Origin of the sequence: Nesterenkonia sp. AN1 (assembly GCF_000582475.1) — a bacterium.
Classification (GTDB): domain Bacteria; phylum Actinomycetota; class Actinomycetes; order Actinomycetales; family Micrococcaceae; genus Nesterenkonia; species Nesterenkonia aurantiaca.
The window spans coordinates 1-22,859 of record NZ_JEMO01000003.1; the positions used below are offsets into that span (position 1 = coordinate 1).

At 66.0% G+C, this 22,859-nt stretch carries 21 protein-coding genes, 1 tRNA gene and 5 pseudogenes; 13 read left to right on the top strand and 14 right to left on the bottom strand.

The genetic code is table 11. The features are described from left to right. Window positions 1–53: 53 nt before the first annotated feature. From BG28_RS02020 to BG28_RS02030, 3 genes are all read right to left on the bottom strand, one after another. Window positions 54–779 (bottom strand): TrkA family potassium uptake protein, encoded by a 726-nt coding sequence (locus BG28_RS02020; RefSeq protein ID WP_084479336.1) that lies wholly within the window; start codon window positions 777–779, stop codon window positions 54–56. Further along, window positions 745–2,073, bottom strand: a complete 1,329-nt coding sequence (locus tag BG28_RS02025; RefSeq protein WP_036473766.1) for a TrkH family potassium uptake protein — start codon at window positions 2,071–2,073, stop codon at window positions 745–747. The genes BG28_RS02020 and BG28_RS02025 overlap by 35 nt, the downstream gene beginning before the upstream one ends. Window positions 2,074–2,458: 385 nt before the next feature. Continuing rightward, window positions 2,459–2,944, bottom strand: a complete 486-nt coding sequence (locus BG28_RS02030) for a hypothetical protein (protein WP_152539183.1) — start codon at window positions 2,942–2,944, stop codon at window positions 2,459–2,461. Between the two features lie 128 nt (window positions 2,945–3,072). Here BG28_RS02030 and BG28_RS02035 point away from each other — a divergent pair, with 128 nt between their 5' ends. The 7 genes and pseudogenes from BG28_RS02035 (at window position 3,073) to BG28_RS02065 (ending at window position 6,303) form a co-directional block, all read left to right on the top strand. Next, window positions 3,073–3,549, top strand: a complete 477-nt coding sequence (locus BG28_RS02035) for a DUF2975 domain-containing protein (protein ID WP_051500839.1) — start codon at window positions 3,073–3,075, stop codon at window positions 3,547–3,549. A 26-nt stretch (window positions 3,550–3,575) separates the two neighbouring features. After that, window positions 3,576–3,731 (top strand): annotated as a pseudogene (locus BG28_RS02040) (helix-turn-helix domain-containing protein); the annotation flags it as partial. Window positions 3,732–3,881: 150 nt separating this feature from the next. Further along, a complete protein-coding gene (locus tag BG28_RS02045) occupies window positions 3,882–4,355 on the top strand; it encodes a hypothetical protein (RefSeq protein WP_036473773.1) in 474 nt (157 codons plus the stop codon). A gap of 221 nt (window positions 4,356–4,576) precedes the next feature. After that, window positions 4,577–5,044 (top strand): hypothetical protein, encoded by a 468-nt coding sequence (locus BG28_RS14085; RefSeq protein WP_152539184.1) that lies wholly within the window; start codon window positions 4,577–4,579, stop codon window positions 5,042–5,044. Window position 5,045: 1 nt separating this feature from the next. After that, window positions 5,046–5,246, top strand: coding sequence for a helix-turn-helix transcriptional regulator (locus tag BG28_RS02055; protein ID WP_036473774.1), 201 nt, complete (start codon window positions 5,046–5,048; stop codon window positions 5,244–5,246). 276 nt (window positions 5,247–5,522) lie between these two features. Continuing rightward, window positions 5,523–6,041, top strand: coding sequence for a GNAT family N-acetyltransferase (locus BG28_RS02060; RefSeq protein WP_036473776.1), 519 nt, complete (start codon window positions 5,523–5,525; stop codon window positions 6,039–6,041). Between the two features lie 55 nt (window positions 6,042–6,096). Further along, complete coding sequence (locus BG28_RS02065; RefSeq protein ID WP_036473779.1) at window positions 6,097–6,303, top strand: hypothetical protein; 207 nt, start codon at window positions 6,097–6,099, stop codon at window positions 6,301–6,303. Between the two features lie 77 nt (window positions 6,304–6,380). On the opposite strand, the gene BG28_RS02070 is transcribed toward BG28_RS02065, so the two are convergent. Genes BG28_RS02070 through BG28_RS02085 form a run of 4 tightly spaced genes read right to left on the bottom strand, consistent with a single transcriptional unit; the run spans window position 6,381 to window position 10,550 of the window. Then, window positions 6,381–6,647, bottom strand: a complete 267-nt coding sequence (locus BG28_RS02070) for an HPr family phosphocarrier protein (RefSeq protein ID WP_036473781.1) — start codon at window positions 6,645–6,647, stop codon at window positions 6,381–6,383. Beyond that, window positions 6,644–8,704, bottom strand: coding sequence for a fructose-specific PTS transporter subunit EIIC (locus BG28_RS02075; protein ID WP_036473783.1), 2,061 nt, complete (start codon window positions 8,702–8,704; stop codon window positions 6,644–6,646). The genes BG28_RS02070 and BG28_RS02075 overlap by 4 nt, the downstream gene beginning before the upstream one ends. Then, window positions 8,701–9,756 carry a 1-phosphofructokinase family hexose kinase gene (locus tag BG28_RS02080; protein ID WP_036473785.1) on the bottom strand — a complete coding sequence of 352 codons (1,056 nt, stop codon included), beginning with the start codon at window positions 9,754–9,756 and terminating at the stop codon, window positions 8,701–8,703. The genes BG28_RS02075 and BG28_RS02080 overlap by 4 nt, the downstream gene beginning before the upstream one ends. Beyond that, window positions 9,753–10,550, bottom strand: a complete 798-nt coding sequence (locus BG28_RS02085) for a DeoR/GlpR family DNA-binding transcription regulator (RefSeq protein WP_133725946.1) — start codon at window positions 10,548–10,550, stop codon at window positions 9,753–9,755. The genes BG28_RS02080 and BG28_RS02085 overlap by 4 nt, the downstream gene beginning before the upstream one ends. Window positions 10,551–10,783: 233 nt before the next feature. On the opposite strand from BG28_RS02085, the gene BG28_RS02090 reads away from it, so the two are divergent. The 3 genes and pseudogenes from BG28_RS02090 to BG28_RS02095 all read left to right on the top strand — a co-directional run bounded on the left by BG28_RS02090 (window position 10,784) and on the right by BG28_RS02095 (window position 11,846). Beyond that, window positions 10,784–11,194, top strand: coding sequence for a universal stress protein (locus BG28_RS02090; RefSeq protein ID WP_036473787.1), 411 nt, complete (start codon window positions 10,784–10,786; stop codon window positions 11,192–11,194). Next, a pseudogene (locus BG28_RS16630) lies at window positions 11,182–11,511 on the top strand (hypothetical protein); the annotation flags it as partial. The gene BG28_RS02090 and the pseudogene BG28_RS16630, both read left to right, overlap by 13 nt. Then, the gene (locus tag BG28_RS02095; protein ID WP_051500841.1) at window positions 11,403–11,846 is read left to right on the top strand and encodes a universal stress protein; all 444 of its coding nucleotides are present in this window, start codon (window positions 11,403–11,405) and stop codon (window positions 11,844–11,846) included. The pseudogene BG28_RS16630 and the gene BG28_RS02095, both read left to right, overlap by 109 nt. A gap of 25 nt (window positions 11,847–11,871) precedes the next feature. Here the strand turns inward: BG28_RS02095 and BG28_RS02100 are convergent, their stop codons facing one another. From BG28_RS02100 to BG28_RS02115, 5 genes and pseudogenes are all read right to left on the bottom strand, one after another. Then, the gene (locus BG28_RS02100) at window positions 11,872–12,522 is read right to left on the bottom strand and encodes a zinc-binding dehydrogenase (RefSeq protein ID WP_235180934.1); all 651 of its coding nucleotides are present in this window, start codon (window positions 12,520–12,522) and stop codon (window positions 11,872–11,874) included. A 41-nt stretch (window positions 12,523–12,563) separates the two neighbouring features. Next, window positions 12,564–12,857 (bottom strand): annotated as a pseudogene (locus tag BG28_RS16025) (alcohol dehydrogenase catalytic domain-containing protein); the annotation flags it as partial. A gap of 7 nt (window positions 12,858–12,864) precedes the next feature. Continuing rightward, complete coding sequence (locus tag BG28_RS02105; RefSeq protein WP_084479339.1) at window positions 12,865–14,064, bottom strand: DUF4389 domain-containing protein; 1,200 nt, start codon at window positions 14,062–14,064, stop codon at window positions 12,865–12,867. 79 nt (window positions 14,065–14,143) lie between these two features. Further along, window positions 14,144–14,917, bottom strand: a complete 774-nt coding sequence (locus tag BG28_RS02110) for a hypothetical protein (RefSeq protein WP_051500843.1) — start codon at window positions 14,915–14,917, stop codon at window positions 14,144–14,146. Window positions 14,918–15,091: 174 nt separating this feature from the next. Next, window positions 15,092–15,168: transfer RNA gene (locus tag BG28_RS02115), tRNA-Arg, on the bottom strand. 329 nt (window positions 15,169–15,497) lie between these two features. On the opposite strand from BG28_RS02115, the gene BG28_RS02120 reads away from it, so the two are divergent. Next, window positions 15,498–17,372: a phosphoenolpyruvate carboxykinase (GTP) gene (locus tag BG28_RS02120; RefSeq protein ID WP_051500844.1), complete on the top strand. Its 1,875-nt coding sequence runs from the start codon at window positions 15,498–15,500 to the stop codon at window positions 17,370–17,372. An 87-nt stretch (window positions 17,373–17,459) separates the two neighbouring features. Here BG28_RS02120 and speB read toward each other — a convergent pair. Beyond that, window positions 17,460–18,434 (bottom strand): annotated as a pseudogene (speB, locus tag BG28_RS14745) (agmatinase); the annotation flags it as partial. A 39-nt stretch (window positions 18,435–18,473) separates the two neighbouring features. Then, window positions 18,474–20,176: pseudogene (locus BG28_RS02130) on the bottom strand (BCCT family transporter). Window positions 20,177–20,350: 174 nt separating this feature from the next. On the opposite strand from BG28_RS02130, the gene BG28_RS02135 reads away from it, so the two are divergent. Both BG28_RS02135 and BG28_RS02140 read left to right on the top strand, forming a co-directional pair. Beyond that, window positions 20,351–21,970, top strand: a complete 1,620-nt coding sequence (locus BG28_RS02135) for a DASS family sodium-coupled anion symporter (protein WP_036473792.1) — start codon at window positions 20,351–20,353, stop codon at window positions 21,968–21,970. A gap of 90 nt (window positions 21,971–22,060) precedes the next feature. Continuing rightward, entirely contained in the window at window positions 22,061–22,852 is a 792-nt protein-coding gene (locus tag BG28_RS02140) for a carbon-nitrogen hydrolase family protein (RefSeq protein ID WP_036473794.1), read from the top strand. The last annotated feature ends 7 nt before the right edge of the window (window positions 22,853–22,859 follow it).

Below are 22,859 nucleotides of genomic sequence, written 5' to 3' on the forward strand. Positions count from 1 at the left end.
GGACACCGCTTCTCCGGCAGGATGAGTGGTGTCCTTAGAAGCTAACGGGGGCTTCAGCGCAGACGTTTGAACCCCTCTGCTGCTCGGGCAGGCCCTGAGACGAGGATGATGTCCTCAGCGCCAAGCACCGTCTGCGGGGTCGCGGGCTGCCACTTCTCATTGAGGCGCTTGACCGCGGTGATGCTCACCCCATGGAGAGTCCGAACATCGATCTCACCGAGAGGCCGACCGAGGATCTTCTGGTGAGGGGTCGTCTTCGCGATCGCGAAGTCCTCATCAATCAAGATGTAGTCTTCCAAGCTTCCTCTGACCATATGTGCGACCCGTCGGCCCATGTCGTGCTCGGGGAAGATGATGTGGGGGACCCCGAGTTGTTCAAGAATCGCCCGGTGCGCTTCACTGACAGCTTTGGCCCATAGTTCCTTGATCTGGAACTGGATCATCAGGGAAGTCGCGAGGATGCTGGATTCCAGGTTCGAAGCGATCGCGATCACCACATGATCAAACTCATCCACCGAGAGCTGCCGCATCGCGTCTTCGCTTCGCACATCGGCGGCGACGACGTGGGTGAGCTTGCCGTTGAGTGATTGCACCACCGCTTCATCGATATCGATTCCGAGCACGTCTGTTCCGTGAGCCATCAGCTCCAGGGCAAGGGCTCTGCCGAAGCGTCCCAAGCCGATGACCGCCACAGCATCCGGGCGCGCAACATCAGAGGGGTCAGTGCCGCCGAAGAGTTTGAAATTAGCCAATGATCGGCCTTTCCTTAGGAAGTTCATACTTGGTTCGCCGCTCCCGCAGTGCCAAAGCGGAAGCAAACGTGATGGGACCGATCCGGCCGATGAACATCAACATCACCAAGAGAAGCTGTCCCAGGACCGGAAGATCCGCGGTGATCCCGGTCGATAGCCCGACCGTGGAGAACGCCGAGACTGTCTCGAAGAGGACCTGATCGAGAGGAAGACCAGAGATGTGCATCAGCACCCCGGTCACCACGGTGATCAGAGCCAGCGCCAGCAAGACCACGGCGATAGCTTGACGGTGCACGGAACGAGAGAGCCTTTTGCCGAAGATGTTCACCGCGGCGTCTCCGCGGAGTTCAGTGATCAAGATGAACAGCAACACTGCGAATGTCGTGACCTTGATACCTCCCGCCGTTCCCGCCGGTGCCCCGCCGATCAGCATCAACACATCGATCCCCAGCCATGTCGTCGGTTCCATCGCGGAGATATCGACACTGTTGAACCCGGCAGTGCGAGTCTGCACCGACTGAAAGAATCCCGCCAAGAGCTTCTCAGACCAATGCAGCGGCCCTAAGGTCCGGGGGTTCGACCATTCCAACACAGTGATCAGTGCTGTACCTAGCACCAGTAGCAGCGTGGTCGCCCACACCACTATCCGGGTGTGCATCGACCATAATCTGGGGGTCCGGAAATATCGCCGCAGCTGGATGATCACAGGGAAACCCAGACCACCCAAGATGATCGCTGCCGCCATGGAAAGACAGACCACCGGGTCAGCGACGAATCCCATCATCGAGTCACTGAAGAGGGAGAAGCCTGCATTATTGAAAGCCGAAACGGAATGGAAGACCCCTTGCCACAGTGCTTCGCCAAAACCCATCTGATAGCTCAGGTAGAACCGCAGCACCAACACCACGGCTAAGACCCCCTCGATGCTCAACGAGATCTTCACGATCCCCAGGATCAAGGATCGAAGATCAGCCAGGCCCAGACTCTTAGCTTCGGTGGCAGCGACCAGTTTTGACCTCAGCGAGAGACGCCCCAGGACGATCAGACCGATCACGGTGGCAAACGTCATGACCCCGAAACCACCCAGTTGGATGAGCACCAGTATCACCGCTTGCCCCAGTGGGGACCAGTGAGTCGCCGTGTCGACTACGACAAGGCCAGTCACGCACAGCGCCGAGGTGGCGGTGAAGAGTGCGTGTATGAAATCAGTCTGTTCCCCCGGGGCCGTGGCAGCCGGTAACAAAAGCAATCCCGTTCCCACAGCAGCGGTGAGAAGGAAACCTAGAAAGATGAGCTGCACCGGGCGTACTCGGCGAAGCATCGCCCGCTGACCAGCGGGATTCGAGTGATTCACAAGCCGAGAGCATAGACCTACCCACGGGCCGCTTCAATCCTGCGACACCTCGGCATCACCGCGGACTCCCATATTCCGCGGGACACCGGTGGTGGATGGAGCAATCGTCTTTCGAAGCGCCATGACGATCCACGGATCGATGCGCCCCTCAGAGGCACGGCGATTCAGTCTGTCCTTGGGGCCTTCGGTCAATCTGGTGACGGTGTCGCTGCCGCAACACCGCGGCGACGACGTTCCAGCGCCCGCTAGACCATCGGCTTACGGGCGTTCTTCACTCGCCATCTCATGCGGAGATGTCTCCTAACTCACGACGAGCACAGAAGGCGAGTTCAGGTGGTGAGTGCCAGGGTTGCTAGAGGCGCTGGCTGAGGTCCACGACGTCGCGGACACCTACGGGGTTCTCGAGCTCCACATCGATGGCTCCCAGGACGGCCTCCTCTGTGCACTCGTTCACCCCCTCACGCGTGCCGGTGATCACGGCGACGGCCACTTCGTCCTGGGTCTCCTCCACCCTGTACTGCAAGCCGTGACAATCGAAGTTGCCCATGACAACGAAGAACCGTGAGACCTCGTCGTCGACTTCCTCGTAGTCTCCCCACTCCACATAGTGCCGGGAGAAAAGTGTTTCCACAGGTTCCTGCACGTCGCCACGAGGCCAATCATCTTCCGGCGTTTGTTGTGCGCTCTGCTGGTAAGCCTCTGCCCAGTCGATGTCGTCGTGGGTCGGGGAGGTAGAATGCTGAGGCGTCGGCTCTTCACTGCCGCACGCAGTGATCAACAAGCCACCTGCCGCAGCGACCGCGACCATTGCGCTGTGCCGGGTCCGTGACGCACTCATCTCTTCACCCTAGCGGGGCGAACCGGAAGTCCGCACGATCTCCCCGGAACCAGAAATCGCAACCAGGATGCCGCCAACGTTAGACCCAGCATATTGACTAACAATAGTAATCACCTGATAATCAATACATGTCTACTGTGTACTCGACCGGGCTCCGAGTTGCCCTGAGCCTTCTGATGTTGGGAAGTCTCATCGTCCAGGTGGCGATCCCTGTGAATGCAAGAAGCGCCGGCGAAGTGTTTCCTGAGATCGAGCCGCTGACGGCGCCCTACGCGACTCTCGCGATCGCCGCCATCGTGGGAGTGCAGGTCGGGTTGGTCGCTACGTGGCGACTGGCGTCGATGGTGTCGAAGGATCGAATCTTTGATGCGTCGGCGTTGAAATGGGTGGATGTCATCCTCGTCGCGCTGATCATCACCACCGGATTGGCCGCAGCGGTTTTCGTGCACCTGATACTCATCGTCCAGGTCGGTGGGCCTCCAGCCCTCGTAGGGCTGGGTGGCGCCGTGACACTGGGGCTCTCGCTCTTGCTGCTTCTGGCAGTCATGCGTGGCCTGTTGGTCCAGGCGATCGACTACAGAAGCGAACTGGCAGGGGTCGTCTGATGGCCATCAGGGTTGCCATCGATGTCATGCTCGCTGAACGCCAGATGTCGGTGGGCGAGCTGGCCGAGAAGGTCGGAATCACTCCGGCCAACATTTCGATACTGAAGAACAATCATGCACGGGCCATCAGGTTCTCCACCTTGGAAGCACTCTGCCAAGCTCTCGACTGTGAACCCGGGGACCTGCTGCGTCGGGAGAACCGCGACCCCACCGCCGAAGACGCATGAAGAACATCTTCGGTGAGGGGTAAGGGCTCTCATGACGAGTCTCCGGCGGATGCACCAGAGAACCTTGCTCCTGCCAGGGAGCAGCACTAGGGGAAGGGTCCACGCGTGACCACGTCGGAGTTCCTCGGCATCCGAATCACTCTCGGAGCGTTGGCTTTAGGAGCCCTCATCACGCAACTCCTCGTGGTCCCATTTGTCGCCGCGGCGCTTGCCGAGGACTACCCGCAGGTGGCACATCTGGGATTCCCTTATCTGGCTGCCGTGACGGTGGCAATCCTGGGATTCGAGGCTGCACTGCTGGCCGGCTGGGTGCTGCTCACGGGGGCCGTGGCGGAGAACGGTTCGGCGGGCCGCGTGCGGCGGTGGGCGAACGGCATGACGGCGTCGCTGGGCATCATGGCGCTGTTACTGGCAGGAGTGTTCTTCCATGCGGGGTGGGAGGAGAATGTCGGCGGTCCGCTCATGTTGTTCGGGCTGCTCGCCTGTCTCGCCGCACTCCCCGCGGCGCTGATACTCAGAAGCTGGGCATTGCGTTCCCTCCCGAGGAGTATCCGCGAACCTGTCTCGCAAGCCACGTGATCAACACTGCCACCTGGGGCATATAGCGCCCCCGCCGCTTACGGTCGCGATCCACAGTCAGCAATCGAGCGGACCGGCCTGACGTGGGGGAGTGTCCGGTGAGCGATTGGCTCGCAGGCTGACGCAGGGTCTGCTTCTGGCGGTGCATAGTCCACTTGACACAGCCGAGGATGTAAAAGAAGCTGTACGTCAAGTGAACTGTTCATTTAGGGGGACTCAAAGTGACCATCGAGCAACCACCCACGACGTGGGGCCGCACCAGATTCGGGACCGGCCGCACACCGGCGATGGCAATCGCGGTTCCTCTCGGGATCCTCATCGGGATAGCTGGAGGTCTGCTCGCTGTGGTCTTCGGTGTCGCTGGCGCGCAACCCCTCGTGGGCTTCCTGAGCTTCGCCGCCTTTCTCACATTTCCTGGCATAGCTGTGGTCTTCGCTGTCGTCGTCGACCGCGAAACCCTCAAAGGAGCAACCCAGCATCCTGACGACTCGGTCGAATCCGGGTGGTACGACAGAGCCACCTCGGGCACTTTTCACGACATCATCGTCGTCCTCGGAGTCACCTCCCTCGTCCTTGCCTTCATCCCTCGCGACTTCCAGGTTGACCTGAAACTTGTCCTCCCAGCGGTGCTCGCACTCTGCTTCGTTTCTACCGGCATCCGATACCTGCTGCTGCGACGGAAAGGGTGACGTGAAGAACCTGGTCCACGAATCACGACGACGCCTGGCGTGGTCTCAGCAGAAACTTGCCGATGAACTCGGGGTCTCGCGCCAGACGATCATCTCAATCGAGCGCGGGCGCTTCGATCCATCTCTGCCCTTGGCATTTCGAATTGCAGCTGTCTTCGACTGCACCATCGAAGAGATTTTCCTTCCCGAGGATCAGTCGTGACAAGGCCCGTCTCGGGTGCCTTCACTTACAGATGGCGTACTCCTGGAATGGGTTTGGCAACAAGACTTCAGCGGTACCTGGGACTCGAGTCGATGCCGGTCCACGAGCAGTACCAGAGGGCCGAGCGTGGTGCGCAGCTCACCTGCACCAGGTGTGGAGCATTCGTGGCACACGAGAATCAGGCCGTGCACACTCGACGGCATCGCCAGGGCGGAATCTAGCTCTGACCTGCCACATCACTGGAATCCGCGAGAGGCGGCCCCGTAGAGTCTCCTCATGCCCGACCTGAGGACTGATCGTCTCCTGCTGCGCGACTTCATCTCCGCGGACGTCCCGGGTGTCCACGCTTACGCCGCTGATGCGGAGGTGTGTCGCTATATGGACTGGGGTCCGAACACGCTGGAGCAGACTCGTGTGTTCATCGAGGACACGATGGCCGCCGCTTCACGCTCCGCGCGCGAGTCCTTCACCTGGGCAGTCACCGCTGGGGGAGAGGTCCTGGGGGCTTGCTCGGTCACGATCACAAGTGCCGAGCACCATCGTGGGGAGCTGGGCTACGTGTTGGCCCGCCGATTCTGGGGTCAGGGGTACGCCACCGAGGCCGCGGACGCCGTGCTGGGCTTCGCACGCGAAGAACTGGGACTGCAGCGGGTAGAGGCGACGTGCCGGCCGGGCAACATCGCGTCGCAGCGAGTCCTGAGACGGATCGGAATGCAGCAAGAAGCCCTCTTGCGCTCACATATGCTCATCCGTGGACGACGGGAAGACTCCCTGCTGTTCGCGAGGATGGACTGATTCCGCGCGAGATTCCCGGCCTCCGAGCTCGGGACTGATAACAGGAGGCGCTGATATGCGGGCCGGACTATTTGTACTGATCTTCGCCCTACTGGTGACGGGCGCGATGTTCACGGGCTCGGACAATCTGGCCTTTGTGCTCTACTTCAGCGCGGCCCTGGCCGCCATCGCCGCCGCGGTCATGACGGCGAGCGGACGTGGGGCACTGCGTCGGATTCGGCGCAATCTCACACAGGGATGGTCTGGGCGCAATCCCGAGTAGCCGCAGAACGCTTCACTTCAGCGCGAGCAGGGGGCCGGCCGCCTCGCCCCGTCCGGGTAATTTGTCGAGTAGGAGTTTCACTGCGAGGCCTCCAGCAGCTGGACCAGCGTCTCCAGGGCCTGTTCGGCACCCGCTCCGGTGGCGCGCAGCACCACCCGGTCGCCCTGCGCGACGTCCAGGCTCATGACGCCCAGCAGGCTGTCCGCCTGCACGGAGAGCTCGGGCGCGGCCGCCTTCGCGATCTCGACCGGGACCGTCTGTTCTGCCGCCGCATACGCGAAAGCCGCGGCAGGCCGGGCGTGGAGCCCGGCCGCCGCGGCGATCACCGCAGTGCGTTCAATCATGCAGCAGAGGTTACACCCTTACGTGCCCAGCGCTTCAGGGCGATCACGGAGAACGCCGTGACCAGGGAGCCCGCCAGCACGGCCACCAGGAAGAGCCAGAAGTTCTCGATGGCGAACGGCACGAAGATGCCGCCGTGGGGTGCGTAGGAGGTGATGCCGAAAGCCATGGTCATCGCACCGGTGACGGCGCCACCGATCATGGATGCCGGGAGTACGCGCAGCGGGTCGGCTGCGGCGAAGGGGATGGCGCCTTCGGAGATGAATGCCGCACCCAGGAGCACGGCGGTCTTGCCGTTCTCCCGCTCGGCCGGGCTGAACAGGCGAGAGTCGATGAAGGTCGCGAACGCCATGCCCAGCGGGGGCACCATGCCGGCGGCCATGACCGTGGCCATGATCATCAGCGGTCCGGTGTTGCCATCAGCGACGGCTGCCGAGAGCCCTGCCACAGCGAAGGAGTAGGCCACCTTGTTGACCGGTCCACCAAGGTCGAAGCACATCATCAGACCCAGGATGATGCCCAGCAGGATCGCGGCGGAGCCGGTCATGCCGTTGAGCCAGCCCTCCAGGGCTGCGGTCAGCGCGGCGATCGGGCCGCCGAGCACCAGGAGCATGAGTCCACCGGCGACCAGGGTCGCCAGCAGCGGGATGATCACCACGGGCATCAGCCCGGCCAGCCAGCGCGGCACGCTGAGCTTGCGGAACCACAGGGCCACCGCACCGGCGAGGACACCGCCGACGATGCCGCCGATGAAGCCGGCGTCCATGGTCAGCGCGATCGCACCGGCGGTGAAGCCGGGGGCGATGCCGGGACGATCAGCCATGCCGAACGCGATGTAACCGGCCAGGGCGGGGACCAGGAAGCCCATCGCCGCTCCACCGAGGGTGAAGAAGACCGCGCCCAGATACCCACCGAGGGCACCGAAGCCGAGGAACTCCTCCGGCAGCTGATCAGGGGTGGGAAGGTTCCACAGCGAGTTCCCCAGGGCCACGTCGTTAGCGACCTCGGTGATGTTGTAGCCGCCGAGCAGGAAGCCCAGCGCGATCAGCAGACCACCCGCGGCGACGAACGGGATCATGTAGCTGACGCCGGTCATCAGGACCCGCTGGGTCGCGCGGCCGAAGCCTTCACGTTCCCCGCTGGCAGCGGAGCTGCCGTCGGAGTCCCCGGATCCGCCCGATGCGACGACGGCGGCGTTCGGGTCCTTCGCCGCGGCGAGGGCCTCGGCGATCATCTTGGCCGGCTCATCGATGCCGCGCTTGACCCGCGAGGCGATGACGGGCTTGCCGGCGAAGCGGTGGCGATCGCGGACGTCGACGTCGGTGGCGAAGATGACGGCGTCGGCGGCGGCGATGGTGTCGGCACCGAGCGGTGTTGCACCCGATGAGCCCTGGGTCTCCACGTGGAGCTCCACGCCGGCTTCCTTCGCGGCCTTCTTCAGCGAGTCTGCTGCCATATAGGTGTGAGCGATGCCGGTGGGGCATGCGGTCACAGCGACGAGGCGACCGACCGTCGTCGCGGTCTGGTCTGCACCCTGTGCGGTGCCGGCGGTGGACGCCGCAGCGCCGCTGGAGGCCCCGCGGCCCCCGGCGTTGGCGGTGACCGGTGCCGGCTGGACCGCCTCGGCAACCAGGTCGACCACGCGCTGTTCGGAGTCGGCGCTGCGCAGATCAGCGAGGAACTCCTCGTTGATCAGCGAGGACGCCAGGGCGGAGAGGATCTTCAGATGCGCCTGGTCCGCGCCGTCGGGGGCGGCGATCATGAAGACCAGGTCCGCCGGGCCGTCGGTGGAGCCGAAGTCCACCGGCTGGGCCAGCCGGGCGAACGCCAGCGTGGCCTCGGTGACGGCACCGGTGCGGCAGTGCGGGATGGCGATCCCGCCGGGCATGCCGGTCTCGGAGGTCTCCTCGCGCGCCCAGACATCGGCGGCGAGTTCTGACACGGCGGCGCTGCGTCCGGCGGAGCCGACGAGTGCGGCGAGGGCATCGATGACCTCGCGCTTGCTGCCGACGGTGAGCCTGTCCAGGCTCACCAGGTCCGGCGTGATGATCGTGTTCATGATGTCTCCACATTCACGGTAGTGGTCATTCTCGGGTTGAGGATGAGGTGTTCGGTGCTGATCTCTTCGGTGCTGAGGTCCTGCGGTGTCGGCATGATGGAGCCGGGCAGTTCTGCCGCGGCTCGTCCCATGGCCATGGCGTGCTTGAGTGAATCGGTCTCTGAGGCTCCGGACTGGGCGGCGGCGATGAAGCCCGCGAGCGAGGCATCACCGGCCCCCACGGTGGAACGCGGCGCGATCGCCGGTCCCCAGGCGCGCAGCGCGGTGGGCGCGTCGACGCTCGGCGTGGTCTCCAGGTGGGGGATGAGCACGGCACCATGGGCGCCCAGGGTGACCAGGGCGGCGCGTGCTCCGTGGTGCTGGAGCTCGGTGGCGAGCTGCACGGCACGGGCGGGGTCGGTCTCGAGTGCATCGGCCAGTCGCTGAGCAGTGTCAAGGTCGGTGGAGATCGAGCCGGTGAAGGCAGCATGGAGCTCGAGCAGCTCCTCGGCATTGGGCTTGATCAGGTCCGGCCCGGCAGGCAGCGCGGCGGCCATCGGCTCCCCGGAGGTGTCCAGCGCGATCTTCGGCGCCTGCTCCCCGAAGGTCCTGCGCAGCGCGGTGATCGCCTGGGCGTAGAAGTCCACCGGGACTCCGGGGGGAAGCGACCCCGCCAGCGCCACCCAGGAGGCGCCCTCGGAGGCCTGAAGCAGCAGCTCCAGCAGCGAGCTGGTGAGCGCGGCGTCGAACGTCGGTCCCGGCTCGTTGATCTTGGTGGTGATCCCCTGCGGGTCGGTGATCGCGGTGTTGGTGCGCAGCGGCGCGCCCAGCGGAAGCGCCCGAGCGGAAACGCCGAGCTCCTGCAGGGCAAGCAGCACCGGATCTCCGGGGTCTCCGGGGAGCACTGCCAGCGAGGGGGTGCCGGCGGCGGTGAGCGCTCGGGAGATGTTGACCCCCTTGCCGCCGGGGTCGGTGGTGTGGCTGATCGCGCGCTGCACAGCCCCCGGACGCAGCGGGGCGTCGAGCTCGAGGGTCTTGTCCAGGCTCGGATTGGGCGTGAAGGTGACGATCATGAGGTGACCGCCACGATGACTCGGACATCGGCGGCGTCCAGCGCGTGGGCCAGCTCGGACTGCGGTGCGGCATCGGTGATCAGCACATCGATCTCCTCCAGGGTTGCGAACTGTACAAGGGTGCGTTGGCCGAGCTTGCTGGAATCCGCCAGCAGGACGACCTGGCGGGCGGCGTGGACCAGGCCGGACTTCACTGCGGCCTCAGCGGTATCGGGAGTGGACAGGCCGAAGCCGGCGTCGACCCCGTTGGTGCCGATGAACGCGACGTCAGCCTGACGGTGCGCCAAGGTGGCCACGGCCTGCGCGCCCACCACGGCCCCGGTGATCCCTCGGACCTTCCCGCCGAGCACCTCCACGTCCAGGGAGCTGATCTCGGCCAGCTTCTGGGCGATCGGGACCGAGCTGGTGGTGACGAACCGGGTGTGCTGCTGCTGCTCCTCGGCGCCGAGCAGCTCGGCGAGCGCCTCGGTGGTGGTGCCGGCGTCGAGCAGCACAGAGGCATCAGGGGAGGAGGGCACGAAGCTCATCGCCTCACGGGCGATCGCGCGCTTCTGCGCGGAGTGCTCGCTCTGCCGCTGGCGCAGCGAGGTCTCCCGCCGGGACGGGGCAGAACTCACGACGGCGCCGCCGTGGACGCGCTGCAGCGAGCCGGCCGTCTCGAGCTGGTCCAGGTCGCGGCGGACGGTCTCCTTGGTCACCTTCAGGTCGCGGGCGATCTCTTGGACCGTGATCGTGCCGGTGCGGCGCAATCGGTCCAGGATCCGCTCGTGCCGTTCGGGGGCAAGCAGTGTCATTCGGAGCTCCATTTCAGTGACCCAGACCACTTTCGTGTGGGTTTAGACACACTTTATCTGTGTTTGCCTGTGTATGCAACAGGTTTCGTCCTGCTCACCGTCGGCTCGCGGCACGCGCGGTGCCGCGAGCTCAGGACGGCCGGGCGCTCGCTGATTCGAACTGCGGCGAAACAGTGATCTGAATATGAAAATAATCCCTACAGAAATGCTGAAACTGCCCGTAAGCTCGTGGTATGTCACATGCACACGAAGCCTCCAGCAGCCGCGTCCCAGGCGTGCTGGTCGGTATCGACGGGTCGGCGGGCAGCGAGCGCGCCTTCAAGGTGGGACTGATGATCGCTCGGCAGCGCGAATGGCCGCTGCGTCTTATCGGAACATTCATCCGACCAGTCGTGACCGACGACTACTATGTCCGCCAGCTGGACCAGTACCGCTCCGAGGCCGCGAGCTCCGTGCAGGACCTCCTTGACAGCTACTCCGCCCGTGCGGTCGAGGCTGGAGTCGAGGTCACGACCCGCACCGCGGAGGGCGACGCCGGCGCCACCCTGGTGGATGAGAGCAGTGACGCCCGCATCGCCGTGGTCGCAAACGCGGCCGCAACCGGTTCGCCGGCCGGTTCCTCGGCAGCGTCTCCGCGAAACTGACCGCACACGCGCACTGCCCCACACTGGTGGTGCCGGAACGCTGGGAGTCCGGTTCCGAGACCGAGCTGCTGGCGCAGCATCAGGACCGCCCAGACGCCGAGGCGGCCCATGAGGAGCCGGTGACGCTGATGGAGGAGTCGGGCGCCGAGAACATTCGCGCCGGTCCTTCGCGAACGTCACCGACGCGCTCAACTTTGACTCCGAGATCGTGGTCGGCGTCGACGTCGGCGATCGCGCCGCTGATGTGGTGCACCTGGCCGCTGAGGCTGCGGAGCTCGTCGACAGTCCGCTCACCCTGGTCTCCGCGGCACCGTTGAACGCGCAGGGCCACTGGTATCCCAACACCGTGGAGCACAACCTCGAGCTGCCCAATCTGCGCCGGCGCTACACCGATCACCTGGAAGCGCTGACCCAGGAGGTGGCGGCGAAGTCCGCGGGGGTGCCGGTGCGCTGGCAGTTCTTCGACGGCTCACCCGCCGGGGTGCTCTCTGAGGCCTCGCGCACCGCGGCGCTGCTGGTGATCGGCACCCGGGGTCACGGCGGATTCGCCGGGCTTCTGCTGGGATCGGTCAGTCAGGCCGTGCTGAACCGGGCCGTCAGCCCGGTGCTGGTGATTCCCACGCACAAGCCGCACCGGCTGCGCAGGCACTGACCCGCTGCGTTCAAACGGTCCCTGGTCAGTCGGAGAGCACCAGGGACCCGGAGACGCGGCTGGCCCGCAGGTCCTCCAGAGCGGTCGGAAGCGCATCGAAGCGGTAGACCGTCACCTCGGCCGCTATGCCGAGGTGTTGAGCCAGTCTCAGGAACTCGATCCCGTCGGTGCGGGTGTTTGCGGTGACCGTCCGGAGATCCCGTTCATAGAAGAGGGTCTGTTGATAGGGCATCTGCGGGATGTCGCTCATATGGATGCCAGCGATCGTCACGGTGCCGCCCCGCGCTGTGGCCCGCAACGCTGCCGGGACCAGCTCTCCAGCGGGGGCGAAGATGATCGCGGCGTCCAAAGGGCCCGGAGGTTCCGCGAAGGCATCGCTGACGAAGTCTACGCCGAGCTGCCGGGCGAGCCTGCGGTTGGTCTGCCCGCGCGTCATGACGCAGACCTGCGCACCGAAAGCCATCGCCAGCTGCGCGGTCAGATGCCCGCTGGAGCCGAATCCGTAGAGGCCCAGCCGGCCGCCCGGGGGAAGCCTGCTCCGCATGAACGCTCGGTAGCCGATGATCCCCGCGCAGAGCAACGGAGCGGTCCGGACCGGATCGGCCTCCGGCCCCAGGGGATAGGTGTAGCTTGCCGGGACGGTGGCGTAATCGGCGAAGCTCCATCGGCGTCCCACCCGGTATAGAGCGAATCGGGACAGAGATTCTCCCGGCCGGTCCTGCACCAGGCGCAGAGCCCGCAGGTGCGGCGAAGCCAGGCCGCGCCGACCCGGTCGCCGAGCTCGATCCGCCGCACCGCCGCGCCGCGCGCCTCCACGATCCCGACGATCTGATGACCGGGAACCACATCTGCCCGACGTGGCGGAAGCTCATGATCGATCACGTGCAGATCGGTCCGGCAGACCCCGCAGGCCTCCACGCGCAGCAGCACCTCATCCGGCTCAGGGGTGGGCACCGGCATCTCGGCTCGTTCCAGGGTGGTGCTGATAGAGCTGCTCCGCCAGGCCTTCATGGTGTGCCTACACCCAGTCGGTCCAGGTGGCCGGGGCGGACCGGGTGCGGTCCGGAGCGGCGCCCGGGTTGGGGTGAGGATCCGGTCCTGGTTCCACCGGCCCCTGATCGAGCCGGAAGGGCGGGTACTCATCACGCATCAGCAGCACATAGGCGGCGACCCGGTTGCCCCAGCGGTTCAGGCCCATCACGAAGTCGAAGATCCCCCGCGGGTAGCGCCGGGTGAAGAGCAGGATGATGACGGTGATCAGCAGCAACAGGCCCAGCAGCGAGAAGCCGCCCCCAGAACCGGTGGTCTGCCCGGTGCCGCTGCCCGTATTCTCCCAGCTGCTCTGCCAGCCGGTGCCCGAGGGACTGGTGAAGATCCCGATCAGCAACAGGTGAGGGATCGCGAACAGCCAGGACTTCACCAGCACCATCCAGTGCGAGAGCCGCTCGGGATAGGCGATGCTCAGGTCTGCTGGATAGTCCGCAGAGGCCAGGGTGAAGGGAGGATACCGATCCGTCGCCAGCGCCGAATAGCCGTAGAAGCCCACGCGCCAGGACCAGCGCAGGACTCCCACGTTGAAGCAGAACCAGGCGCGGGGGTACCTTCCGGTGAAGAGGATGACCAGCCCCGCCGCAAGGGTGGTCACGAACGCGGTGAGCCAGAGCAGGGCCAGCACGATGTAGTGCGGGATCGCCAGCAGCCACTTCACCAGCCACAGGGCCCGGGATGGTGCATCGAGGTGCCCGGTGAGCCGGACCGGATAGACCGAGCTTCGCTGGGCAGTGTCGACACTGCCCGCACTGACACCGCCTGCACCGGGGCTGTCCAGACCGGCGGTACCGCCGCCGCCTGCTGGGGCGGTGCGCTGCGGGTCGATGTCACGGCCGAGTCCGGCCGCGCCGAAGAGCAGGGCGACGACGCCGACCACGAGGGCCGCCGCGCCGATGATCAGCAGCGTGGGGATGGTGTCCTGGAGCTGTTCCCACCACTGCGTGGCCTGCTGCGCGTCCCACTCGGTCATGTAGTCGACTCGGTAGTACGGCCAAAACTTCCATTCGCCCGGCTCTGGGATCAGACTCGCCAGCGCCGCCGTGAGCAGCAGGGTGCTGCCAGCGCCATGCAAGAGTGCGCCGACGATCAGCAGGGCCCATTGACCCGGTCTTGTCTTGGGGGGAGCGGGTGCGTCTTCGGATGGCCTCGGTGAAGGCGCTTCTGCCATGACGAGCTCCCTCGGCTGGATCTCCCAATGGACCTGTTCTCAGGATAGGACTGGGTAAACCCCACGGGAACCCTTGGAGTCAGGCCAATGTCGGCTCGATGTGATCCGCCCCGGAGCGCGAGGCGAGCGCGCCTCGTTCCGCTAGCTCTTTGATGTTGCACAGCATCTCTTTGCTCATCACGAAACTGATCGGTTCGATCAGGTGGCGTGAGCCGAAGATCTGCTCCGGAAAGGAACGAGCCTTGGCGTAGCGGAGACGTTCGATCAGGCGTGTGCCGCCCTCGGGCCTCGGCCTCAGATGCAGGGACCAGACGCCAGCCACCGCCGCAACCGAACCGCCGGTGCGGGAGCCGGGGTCTTCTGAGCCGGCATGCGCTGAGCCGGGACCCACCGCGTCGGTGGTCTCTGCGTCAGCGGCCCGGAAGTCCGCGACCAGCACCAGGTCGGCGGCGATCTCGGCTCGTGCCACGCGCATCGCCATCTGAGGTGCCAGTCGAACCTCTCCGGCGGCGACGACGTCCTGGTGCTCCGGGAGGACCCGGTCGACGTTGCGGATCTGGCACCCGAGGAGGTTCTCCAACCGTTCGAAGCTGTAGAACCCGCCGCGGCCCTGTCCCAGCTGAGCCAACCAGGGCCAGATCTGCTCCGGAGACGCTGCGACGGTCGCGGCATGGGTGGCGGTCCAGGCCGGATCCGGGATCAGCTCATTTCCTGGCCAGTCGGCCTCGACCTCGGAACAAACAGCTCCCCAACCCATCCTGCGACGGCGCAGCAGCGGCCCGGTCACCAGGTGGCCCAGGATGCGCACACCGGCCAGGCCATTGGCCAGCCACCCCCGTCCTGGTGCAGTCATGGCGAAGCCTCATTCCCGCAAAGAGGTGTTCAACGCTGATCGGTCTGGGCTGAGACTAGCCAGCCGAGCCTTGAGCCTCAAGGTCTCGGCTCCAAGGTCGGACCTCCAAGGTCTGGGAACACACAAGAACACCCCCTGAATCTTGCGATTCAGGGGGTGTTCCATGAAGGTCTTTGGTGCGCCCAAAGGGATTCGAACCCCCGACCTTCGGTTCCGTAGACCGACGCTCTATCCAGCTGAGCTATAGGCGCATATTTACTTTTTCACTGCCTGACCGCCAAGCGATCGCGACCTAGAAGACTATACACGCACACCGGAGGGCCGACAAATCCTTCGCGGCGCACCGGGTGTGACCGGGACGCCGCGCGGAGGTGGACCGCGCCGTCGTCGTTTACAGCCCTGTCATCTGGGAACGCTACAGTGGTATGTAGCTGGTCCCCATCGGTGCTGACGGGGATGCAGGGATGTGTGCGTACAGTGCTGTGCGCACCGGGACATGATCGGCGTCCCACGTCCTTGGGTCCTGGTCTCACCAACCAGGAGGGGGTCAGAACGAACCTGTACCCAATGGAGGGAAACAATGGTCAACACCGTTGCAACGGCGCCCGGTGCGAGTGGATCGAATGGATCAGGGACCAGGGATCCTGCGATCACGGCCGAGGCTCCCACGACACATGCCCCGCTGCTGAACTTCGTCCAGGAGATCGCAGCCCTGACTCAGCCCGACCGGATCCACTGGGTGGACGGATCCGAGAGCGAGCACCGCACACTCACCGACGAACTGGTCGAATCCGGAACATTCACACGGCTCACCAGCCCAGACTTCCCCAACTCCTTCGCCGCGTTCTCCGATCCCGCCGATGTGGCTAGGGTGGAGTCCCGCACCTTCATCTGCTCGGAGAACGAGCGCGATGCCGGCTTCACGAACAACTGGGTCGAGCCCGCGCAGATGCGCGAGACCCTGCGCGGCGTCTTTGACGGGGCGATGCGCGGGCGCACCATGTACGTGATCCCTTTCGTGATGGGTCATCTCGACGCCGAGGACCCCAAGTTCGGCGTGGAGATCACCGACTCCGCCTACGTGGTCACCAGCATGCGGATCATGGCACGGATCGGCACCGATGTGCTGCGCAAGATCGAGGAGCTGGACGCGTTCTTCGTCCCGGCGGTCCACTCCGTGGGCGCACCCTTGGAGCCGGGCCAGCAGGACGTCCCCTGGCCGTGCAACGAGGAGAAGTACATCGTGCACTACCCGGAGACCCGAGAGATCTGGTCCTACGGCTCCGGCTACGGCGGCAACGCGCTGCTGGGCAAGAAGTGCTACGCGCTGCGCATCGCCTCGGTCATGGCCCGGGACGAGGGCTGGCTCGCCGAGCACATGCTCATCCTCAAGCTCACCAGCCCCGCCAACCGCAGCTACTTCATCTCCGGTGCCTTCCCCTCGGCCTGCGGCAAGACCAACCTGGCGTTGATCGACCCCACCCTTCAGGGGTGGAAGGCTGAGACCCTGGGGGATGACATCACCTGGATCCGGCCGGGTCACGACGGCGAGCTCCGGGTGGTCAACCCGGAGTCCGGTTACTTCGGGGTCGCCCCGGGCACCGGCTGGCACACCAACGCCAACGCGATGCGTGCCATCGCCAAGGGCAACTCGGTGTTCACCAACTGCGCGCTCACCGACGACGGCGGCGTCTGGTGGGAGGGCATGACCGAAGAGACCCCGACCCATCTGACCGACTGGCGCGGTGAGGACTGGACGCCGGACTCAGAACAGCCGGCCGCCCACCCTAACGCCCGGTTCTGCACCCCTATCGATCAGACCGACATGCTCGCCCCGGAGTACTCCGAGCCCAACGGGGTCAAGCTGGACGCGATCCTCTTCGGCGGACGGCGCAAGACCACGGTCCCGCTGGTCACCCAGGCCCGGGACTGGAACCACGGGATCTTCTTCGGCGCCACGCTCTCCTCGGAGACCACCGCGGCGGCAGAGGGCGCGGTGGGCAATGTGCGGCGGGACCCGATGGCGATGCTGCCGTTCATCGGCTACGACGCCGGGGATTACCTCAGGCACTGGGTGGAGGTCTCCGGGCAGGCGGACCAGTCCAAGCTGCCCGAGATCTTCCTGGTGAACTGGTTCCGCAGGGGGCGCGACGGGAAGATCTCCTGGCCCGGGTTCTCCGAGAACTCGCGCGTGCTCAAGTGGGTCACCGAACGCCTCGAAGGAGGCGGCAAGGCGGTGGAGACCCCGATCGGCTTCACCCCCACGATGGACGGCCTGGACCTGACCGGGCTGGAGATCACCCCGGAGGCGCTGGAGGACTCGATCACCGTGGACCGCCAGGAGTGGCTCACCGAGCTCGACGGAATCGACGAGTGGTTCGCTCAGTTCGGCGACTCGCTGCCGGAGTCCATCGCGGCCCAGAGCGAAGAGCTGCGCCGTCGTCTGACGCCCTGAGCGCAGCTGCCGGCCCCGAGCGCCTGAGCGGGTCCGGCCGCTGAGCGGGTCCGGTCCGCGCGCTSAGCGCGCSGRCCGGACCCGCTCAGCGCCCATGGCGGAGATCAGCTCGTAGAGCACGTGCGCGGCCGCGATCCCGGTCAGCTGCGCGTGGTCATAGGCGGGGGCGACCTCGACGACGTCCACGCCGACGATCTGCTGATCGCTCAGGGCACGGATGATCCGCAGCAGCTCGCGGCTGGTCAGCCCACCGGCCTCCGGGGTGCCGGTGCCGGGGGCGTGGGCCGGGTCCAGCACGTCGATGTCCACCGAGATGTAGACCGGCTTCCCGGCCAGGCGCTGCTTGAGCCGGGTGATCGCTGCGGGGACCCCGTGTTCCTCGATGTACTCGCTGCTGGTGATCTGGAACCCGAGCTGCGCGTCGTCGGTGAGATCGCCCTTGCCGTAGAGCGGTCCGCGGATTCCCAGATGCGCGCTCGCGGTGAGATCGATGAACCCGTCCTCCGAGGCTCGTCGGAACGGGGTGCCATGGGTGAGCGGAACCCCGAAATAGGTGTCCCAGGTGTCCAGATGCGCATCCGCATGCAGCACCGCCACCGGGCCGTGCTGCTCGGCCGCGGCGCGCAGCAGCGGATAGGCGATCGTATGGTCGCCGCCGATCACCGCGAGCCTGCCCGCGCGGGTCAGCAGCTCCTTCGCTCCCTGATAGACCTGCTCCATCGCCTGGTCCAGATCGAAGGGGTTCGCGACGATGTCCCCGGCGTCGGCCACCTGCTGCACCGCGAAGGGTGAGATGTCCTGGGCGGGGTTGTACGGGCGCAGCAGCCGGGAGGACTCGCGCACATGCGCGGGCCCGAACCTTGCGCCGGGCCGGTAGCTCACCCCGGAGTCGAAGGGCACCCCGGCCACCGCGATGTCAGCGGTGCCCACCGTCTCCAGAAGCGGCAGCAGCGCGAAGCTGGCGGGGCCGGCGAAGCGCGGCGTGCGGGAGCTGTCCCGGGGTCCCACCGGTGTCTGGGGTGGGTCCTGCGGGTGTTCTGCGGAGGCGTCGTGGGGGCTCATACGCCTCATTGTTGCGCAGAACTCGTCCACATCGCGGGATCAGCTCACGGTGTGCGGCTCGGCGTCGACCGTTCGGCGGGGCTCGGCGCGCCGGACGAACCGGGCGTCCCGGCGCAGCTCCTTGACCAGCGAGATCCCGAGCAGGGTGGCGATGATGGTGAATGGCACCGCGGAGAGCAGCGCGGTCTGCTGCAGCGCCTGCAGGCCGCCGGCGATCAACAGGACGATGGCGCAGAGCCCGGTGAGCAGGCCCCAGACGCCCAGCATGGGTCGCTCGGGTACATCGAGCCGCGCGAGGAGAGCACGCTGAGCACGAAGGTGTTCGAGTCGGCGCTGGAGACGAAGAACAGCACCACCATAGCCACGGTGAGCACCGAGGTGATGGCCGCGAGTGGCAGTGCATCGAGCAGCGCGAAGAAGGTCACGTTGGTGTCCTCCAAGGTGGCCTCGCCGATGCTGTTGCCGGAGAACATATCGAGATGGATCGCGGAGCCGCCGAAGATCGTGAACCAGAGGCTGAAGACCAGGGTCGGTACGCCGAGCACCGCGACCACGAACTCCCGGATGGTGCGCCCCTTGGAGATCTTCGCCAGGAAGATGCCGACGAAGGCGCCCCAGCTCAGCCACCATGCCATCATGAAGTAGGTCCACCACTGCATCCACTGCAGGTCCTCCGGGGTGCCCGGGGTCAGCAGCGCGACCATCGGGAACTCCGCGAGGAACTGTCCCATGGAACGGAAGTACAGGTTGCTGATGAAGCTGGTCGGGCCCACCGCCAGCACGAACACGCCCAGCGCCGCGGCGGCGAGCATGGTGGCCTTGCTGATCCATTTGATGCCGCGGGTGACCCCGGACATCGCGGAGAGGGTGAAGACCACGGTGATCCCCCCGATGATGATGACCTGCACGAACAGATCCGAGGGGATCCCGGTGAGGCTGTTGACCCCCTCGGCGATCTGCGCCGCGCCGAGTCCCAGCGAGGTGGTGGTGCCGAAGAGCGTGGCGATGATGGTGAAGATGTCGATGAGCTGGCCCGCCCAGCCGTCCATGCTCTTGCCCAGCACCGGGCGCAGCATCGGGGAGATCAGTCCGGTGTTGTGCCGCCTGTGGGTGGAGTAGGCGATGGCCAGCCCGAAGACGCCGAACAGCGCCCAGGCATTGGGGCCCCAGTTGAAGTAGGAGAACTGCATCGCGCGCACCGCGGCGTCCAGGGTCTCAGGCTCTGCGAGGCCGTGCGGTGGCACCATGAAGTGGCTCATCGGTTCGGCCGCGCCGTAGCTGATCAGCCCGATGCCCATCACGGTGCCGCAGATCATCGCGATCCAGGACCAGTTGCTGAACTCCGGGCGGTCATGATCCTCGCCCAGCCGGATCTTGCCGAACCTGCTCAGTCCGAGATAGACCATCAGCGCGATGCAGCCCGCTGTGACCACCAGGTAGGCCCAGCCGATGTTCTGCGAGGACCAGGTCGACGCCGCCGTCATCACCAGGTTCAGATTCTCCGGCGCGAGCGCCGCCCAGAGCACGAAGCTCAGCAGCGCCGCCATCGAGATGATGAAGACACCGCTGGGGCGCGAGCGGCCCGGGGTCCGGCTCACGCCGTTTCGTTCGGCGTCTGGCACCGTTCGGGGTGCCTTGTCCTGGCTGTTCATCTGTGTCACGCGTCCTTGGCTCAGCGAACAGAGCCAACAGCCCGCCGCGACGAATGCACAGGCGGCCGCCAGAACATCGGGGACAAGCATACGCAACCTCTCCCGCCCAGCTGCACCGGAACTCCCAGCGGCCCGGGGCTCGGCGAGACATTCCGGGTCCGGGGCCCTGGTCAGTCCCACTGGAGTGCCCTAGGTTATGATCCACACGTGAGACACGTCACTCCACCTGGTGGGCGGTCTCGGAACAAGGTGGGAGATGCAGCCATGAGCGATCAGTCCGGAGACGCGACGCCCGATCAGGCCCGACGCGAAGGCATCATCGACACCGGAGGCCCCACACGCCCACCGGCGAAGACCTGGGCCTTCCGAGCGCTTGGGATCGGGCTGGCCATCCTGGTCTGGGCGCTGCTCGGCGCCGCCGACATGTCCGCCGACGCGCGCCTGGTGGCCGGGGTCGCGGTGCTGATGGCCGTGTGGTGGATGACCGAATCGATGCCGCTCTCGGTCACCTCGCTGCTGCCGATCGTGCTCTTCCCGGTGCTCACCGCGCTGGAGGTCGCCGAGGTCACCGCGCCCTACGCGAACCCGATCGTGTTCCTCTTCCTCGGCGGCTTCCTGATCGCCATCGCGATGCAGAAATGGAACCTGCACCGCCGGATCGCGCTGCTGACGCTGCAACGGGTCGGCACGCACCCCCGGCAGATCATCCTCGGGATGATGATCGCCACCGCGTTCCTGTCCATGTGGGTCTCCAACACCGCGACCACCCTGATGATGCTGCCCATCGGCCTGAGCGTGCTGACCCTGGTGGTGGAGAACAGCCGCAACACCGGCACCCAGGCCGAGAGCGCCTCCCTGACCGAGGAGATCCGGTCGGGCAAGGCGATCAGCGACGTCATCGAGGACCGTGAGGTGCGGATCTTCGGCGTCGCCCTGGTGCTGGCGATCGCCTGGGCCGCCACCATCGGCGGGCTCGGCACCCTGCTGGGCTCCCCGCCCAATGCCATCGTGGCCGGCTACATCAGTGAGGAGCTCGGTGAGACCGTCGGGTTCGCCCAGTGGATGATCCTCGGGGTGCCGATCGTGGTCGTGTTCATCGGACTCTCCTGGCTGCTGATCACCCGGGTGATGTTCCGATTCCAGCTCGCGGAGATCCCCGGCGGCAAGAAGCTGATCAATGACGAGGTCTCCGCCCTGGGGCCGATGAGCCAGGGAGAGAAGGTCGTGCTCGGCGTATTCGTCCTCGCCGCCTTCTGCTGGATCGTGCCCGGAGTGCTCTCCGGCGTCGGTGACATCGGTGAACAGCTGCCCTGGCTGGAGCTCTTCGACGACACCGTGATCGCCATCGGCGCAGGCGTGCTGCTCTTCCTGATCCCCGGTGACAAGCGCGGCAACATGACCCTGCAGTGGAAGGACGCCGAGGAAGGTCTTCCCTGGGGTGTGCTGCTGCTCTTCGGCGGCGGCCTCTCACTCGCCGCGGCCGTGGCCAGCACCGGTCTCGATGCCTGGTTCGGTGAACAGGTCAGCGGCCTCGGCGCGCTGCCGATCGTGCTGCTGCTGGCCGTGGTGGTCACCATCGTGCTGCTGCTGACCGAGATCACCAGCAACACCGCCACCGCAGCCACCTTCATCCCGATCCTCGGCGGCGTGGCGGTGGGCATCGGGGTGGACCCGGTCACACTGCTGATCCCGGCTGCCCTGGCCGCGACCTGCGCGTTCATGCTCCCGGTGGGCACCCCTCCGAATGCCATCGTCTACGCCACCGGCTATGTGAAGATCACCGAGATGGTGCGCGGCGGTGTCGTGCTCAACGTCGTCGGGATCATCCTGATCACGATCTTCACCGTGCTCCTGGGACCGATAGCCTTCGGCATGGTGTTCTGACCAGCCTGACCCTCAGGAAGAGTGAGGTGCTGACCGGCTGATTCTGAAGGAGTCCGCCCAGCTGGGCATCGGTCAGGGGATACTGGTCCCATGCGAATCGCGCTGATGCAGCACACCGCCCGTCCGTTGGAGCCGCAGCACAACCTGGACCTGGTCGACGACGCCGCGGCTCGGGCGAGCGAGCAGGGGGCCCAGCTGCTGCTCACCCCGGAGCTCTTCGGCTTCGGCTACGTCCCGTCTCAGATCCGTGCCCAGGTCAGCGCGGAACAGGTCGACGCCGCGAGGTCCAGACTGCGCGGTATCGCCCGGGACCGCGGGATCGCGCTGGTGTGGTCGCTTCCCGGCCCTGAGGGGCCCGAGCGGCGCGGGATCACTGCCGAGCTCGCCGATGAACACGGAGAGGTGCTTGCCAGCTACCAGAAGGTCCAGCTCTACGGACCCGAGGAGAAGGCCGCCTTCGTCCCGGGCGAGCAGCCGCCGCCGGTGCTCAGCTGGGGCGGACGGCAGCTGAGCCTGCTGGTCTGCTACGACGTGGAGTTCCCCGAGATGGTCCGGGCCGCCGCAGCCCGCGGCGCCCAGCTGGTGCTGGTGCCCACCGCTCTGGCCGGGGACGAGACCTCGGTCCCGGGGATCCTGCTGCCCGCGCGCGCGGTGGAGAATGGGATCACCCTGGCCTATGCCAACCACTGCGGCCCGGAGGGCGGGCTGGTCTTCGACGGGGGCAGCGTCGTCGTCGGCCCGGCAGGGCAGCCGCTGGGGGAGCTGGGTGTGGAACCGGGTTTGCTGGTCGTGGACCTGCCGGACCAGAGCCAGGACGCAGGTTCCGACAGCGCGGACTACCTTCAGGATCGGCGCGCGGAGCTCCACCGGAACTGGCTGTAGCGGTCCC

Bases quoted from the DNA above. Each gene is read 5' to 3' on its own strand.
- BG28_RS02120 (WP_051500844.1), top strand. From the start codon at position 15,498: ATGGTCAACACCGTTGCAACGGCGCCCGGTGCGAGTGGATCGAATGGA.
- BG28_RS02080 (WP_036473785.1), bottom strand. From the start codon at position 9,756: ATGATCGTCACCTTCACGCCCAATCCGAGCCTGGACAAGACCCTCGAG.
- BG28_RS02140 (WP_036473794.1), top strand. From the start codon at position 22,061: ATGCGAATCGCGCTGATGCAGCACACCGCCCGTCCGTTGGAGCCGCAG.
- BG28_RS02075 (WP_036473783.1), bottom strand. From the start codon at position 8,704: ATGAACACGATCATCACGCCGGACCTGGTGAGCCTGGACAGGCTCACC.
- BG28_RS02065 (WP_036473779.1), top strand. From the start codon at position 6,097: ATGCGGGCCGGACTATTTGTACTGATCTTCGCCCTACTGGTGACGGGC.
- BG28_RS02110 (WP_051500843.1), bottom strand. From the start codon at position 14,917: ATGACTGCACCAGGACGGGGGTGGCTGGCCAATGGCCTGGCCGGTGTG.
- BG28_RS02085 (WP_133725946.1), bottom strand. From the start codon at position 10,550: ATGACACTGCTTGCCCCCGAACGGCACGAGCGGATCCTGGACCGATTG.
- BG28_RS02025 (WP_036473766.1), bottom strand. From the start codon at position 2,073: ATGCTTCGCCGAGTACGCCCGGTGCAGCTCATCTTTCTAGGTTTCCTT.
- BG28_RS02060 (WP_036473776.1), top strand. From the start codon at position 5,523: ATGCCCGACCTGAGGACTGATCGTCTCCTGCTGCGCGACTTCATCTCC.
- BG28_RS02070 (WP_036473781.1), bottom strand. From the start codon at position 6,647: ATGATTGAACGCACTGCGGTGATCGCCGCGGCGGCCGGGCTCCACGCC.
- BG28_RS02035 (WP_051500839.1), top strand. From the start codon at position 3,073: ATGTCTACTGTGTACTCGACCGGGCTCCGAGTTGCCCTGAGCCTTCTG.
- BG28_RS02090 (WP_036473787.1), top strand. From the start codon at position 10,784: ATGTCACATGCACACGAAGCCTCCAGCAGCCGCGTCCCAGGCGTGCTG.
- BG28_RS02020 (WP_084479336.1), bottom strand. From the start codon at position 779: ATGAACTTCCTAAGGAAAGGCCGATCATTGGCTAATTTCAAACTCTTC.
- BG28_RS02135 (WP_036473792.1), top strand. From the start codon at position 20,351: ATGAGCGATCAGTCCGGAGACGCGACGCCCGATCAGGCCCGACGCGAA.
- BG28_RS02030 (WP_152539183.1), bottom strand. From the start codon at position 2,944: ATGAGTGCGTCACGGACCCGGCACAGCGCAATGGTCGCGGTCGCTGCG.
- BG28_RS02105 (WP_084479339.1), bottom strand. From the start codon at position 14,064: ATGGCAGAAGCGCCTTCACCGAGGCCATCCGAAGACGCACCCGCTCCC.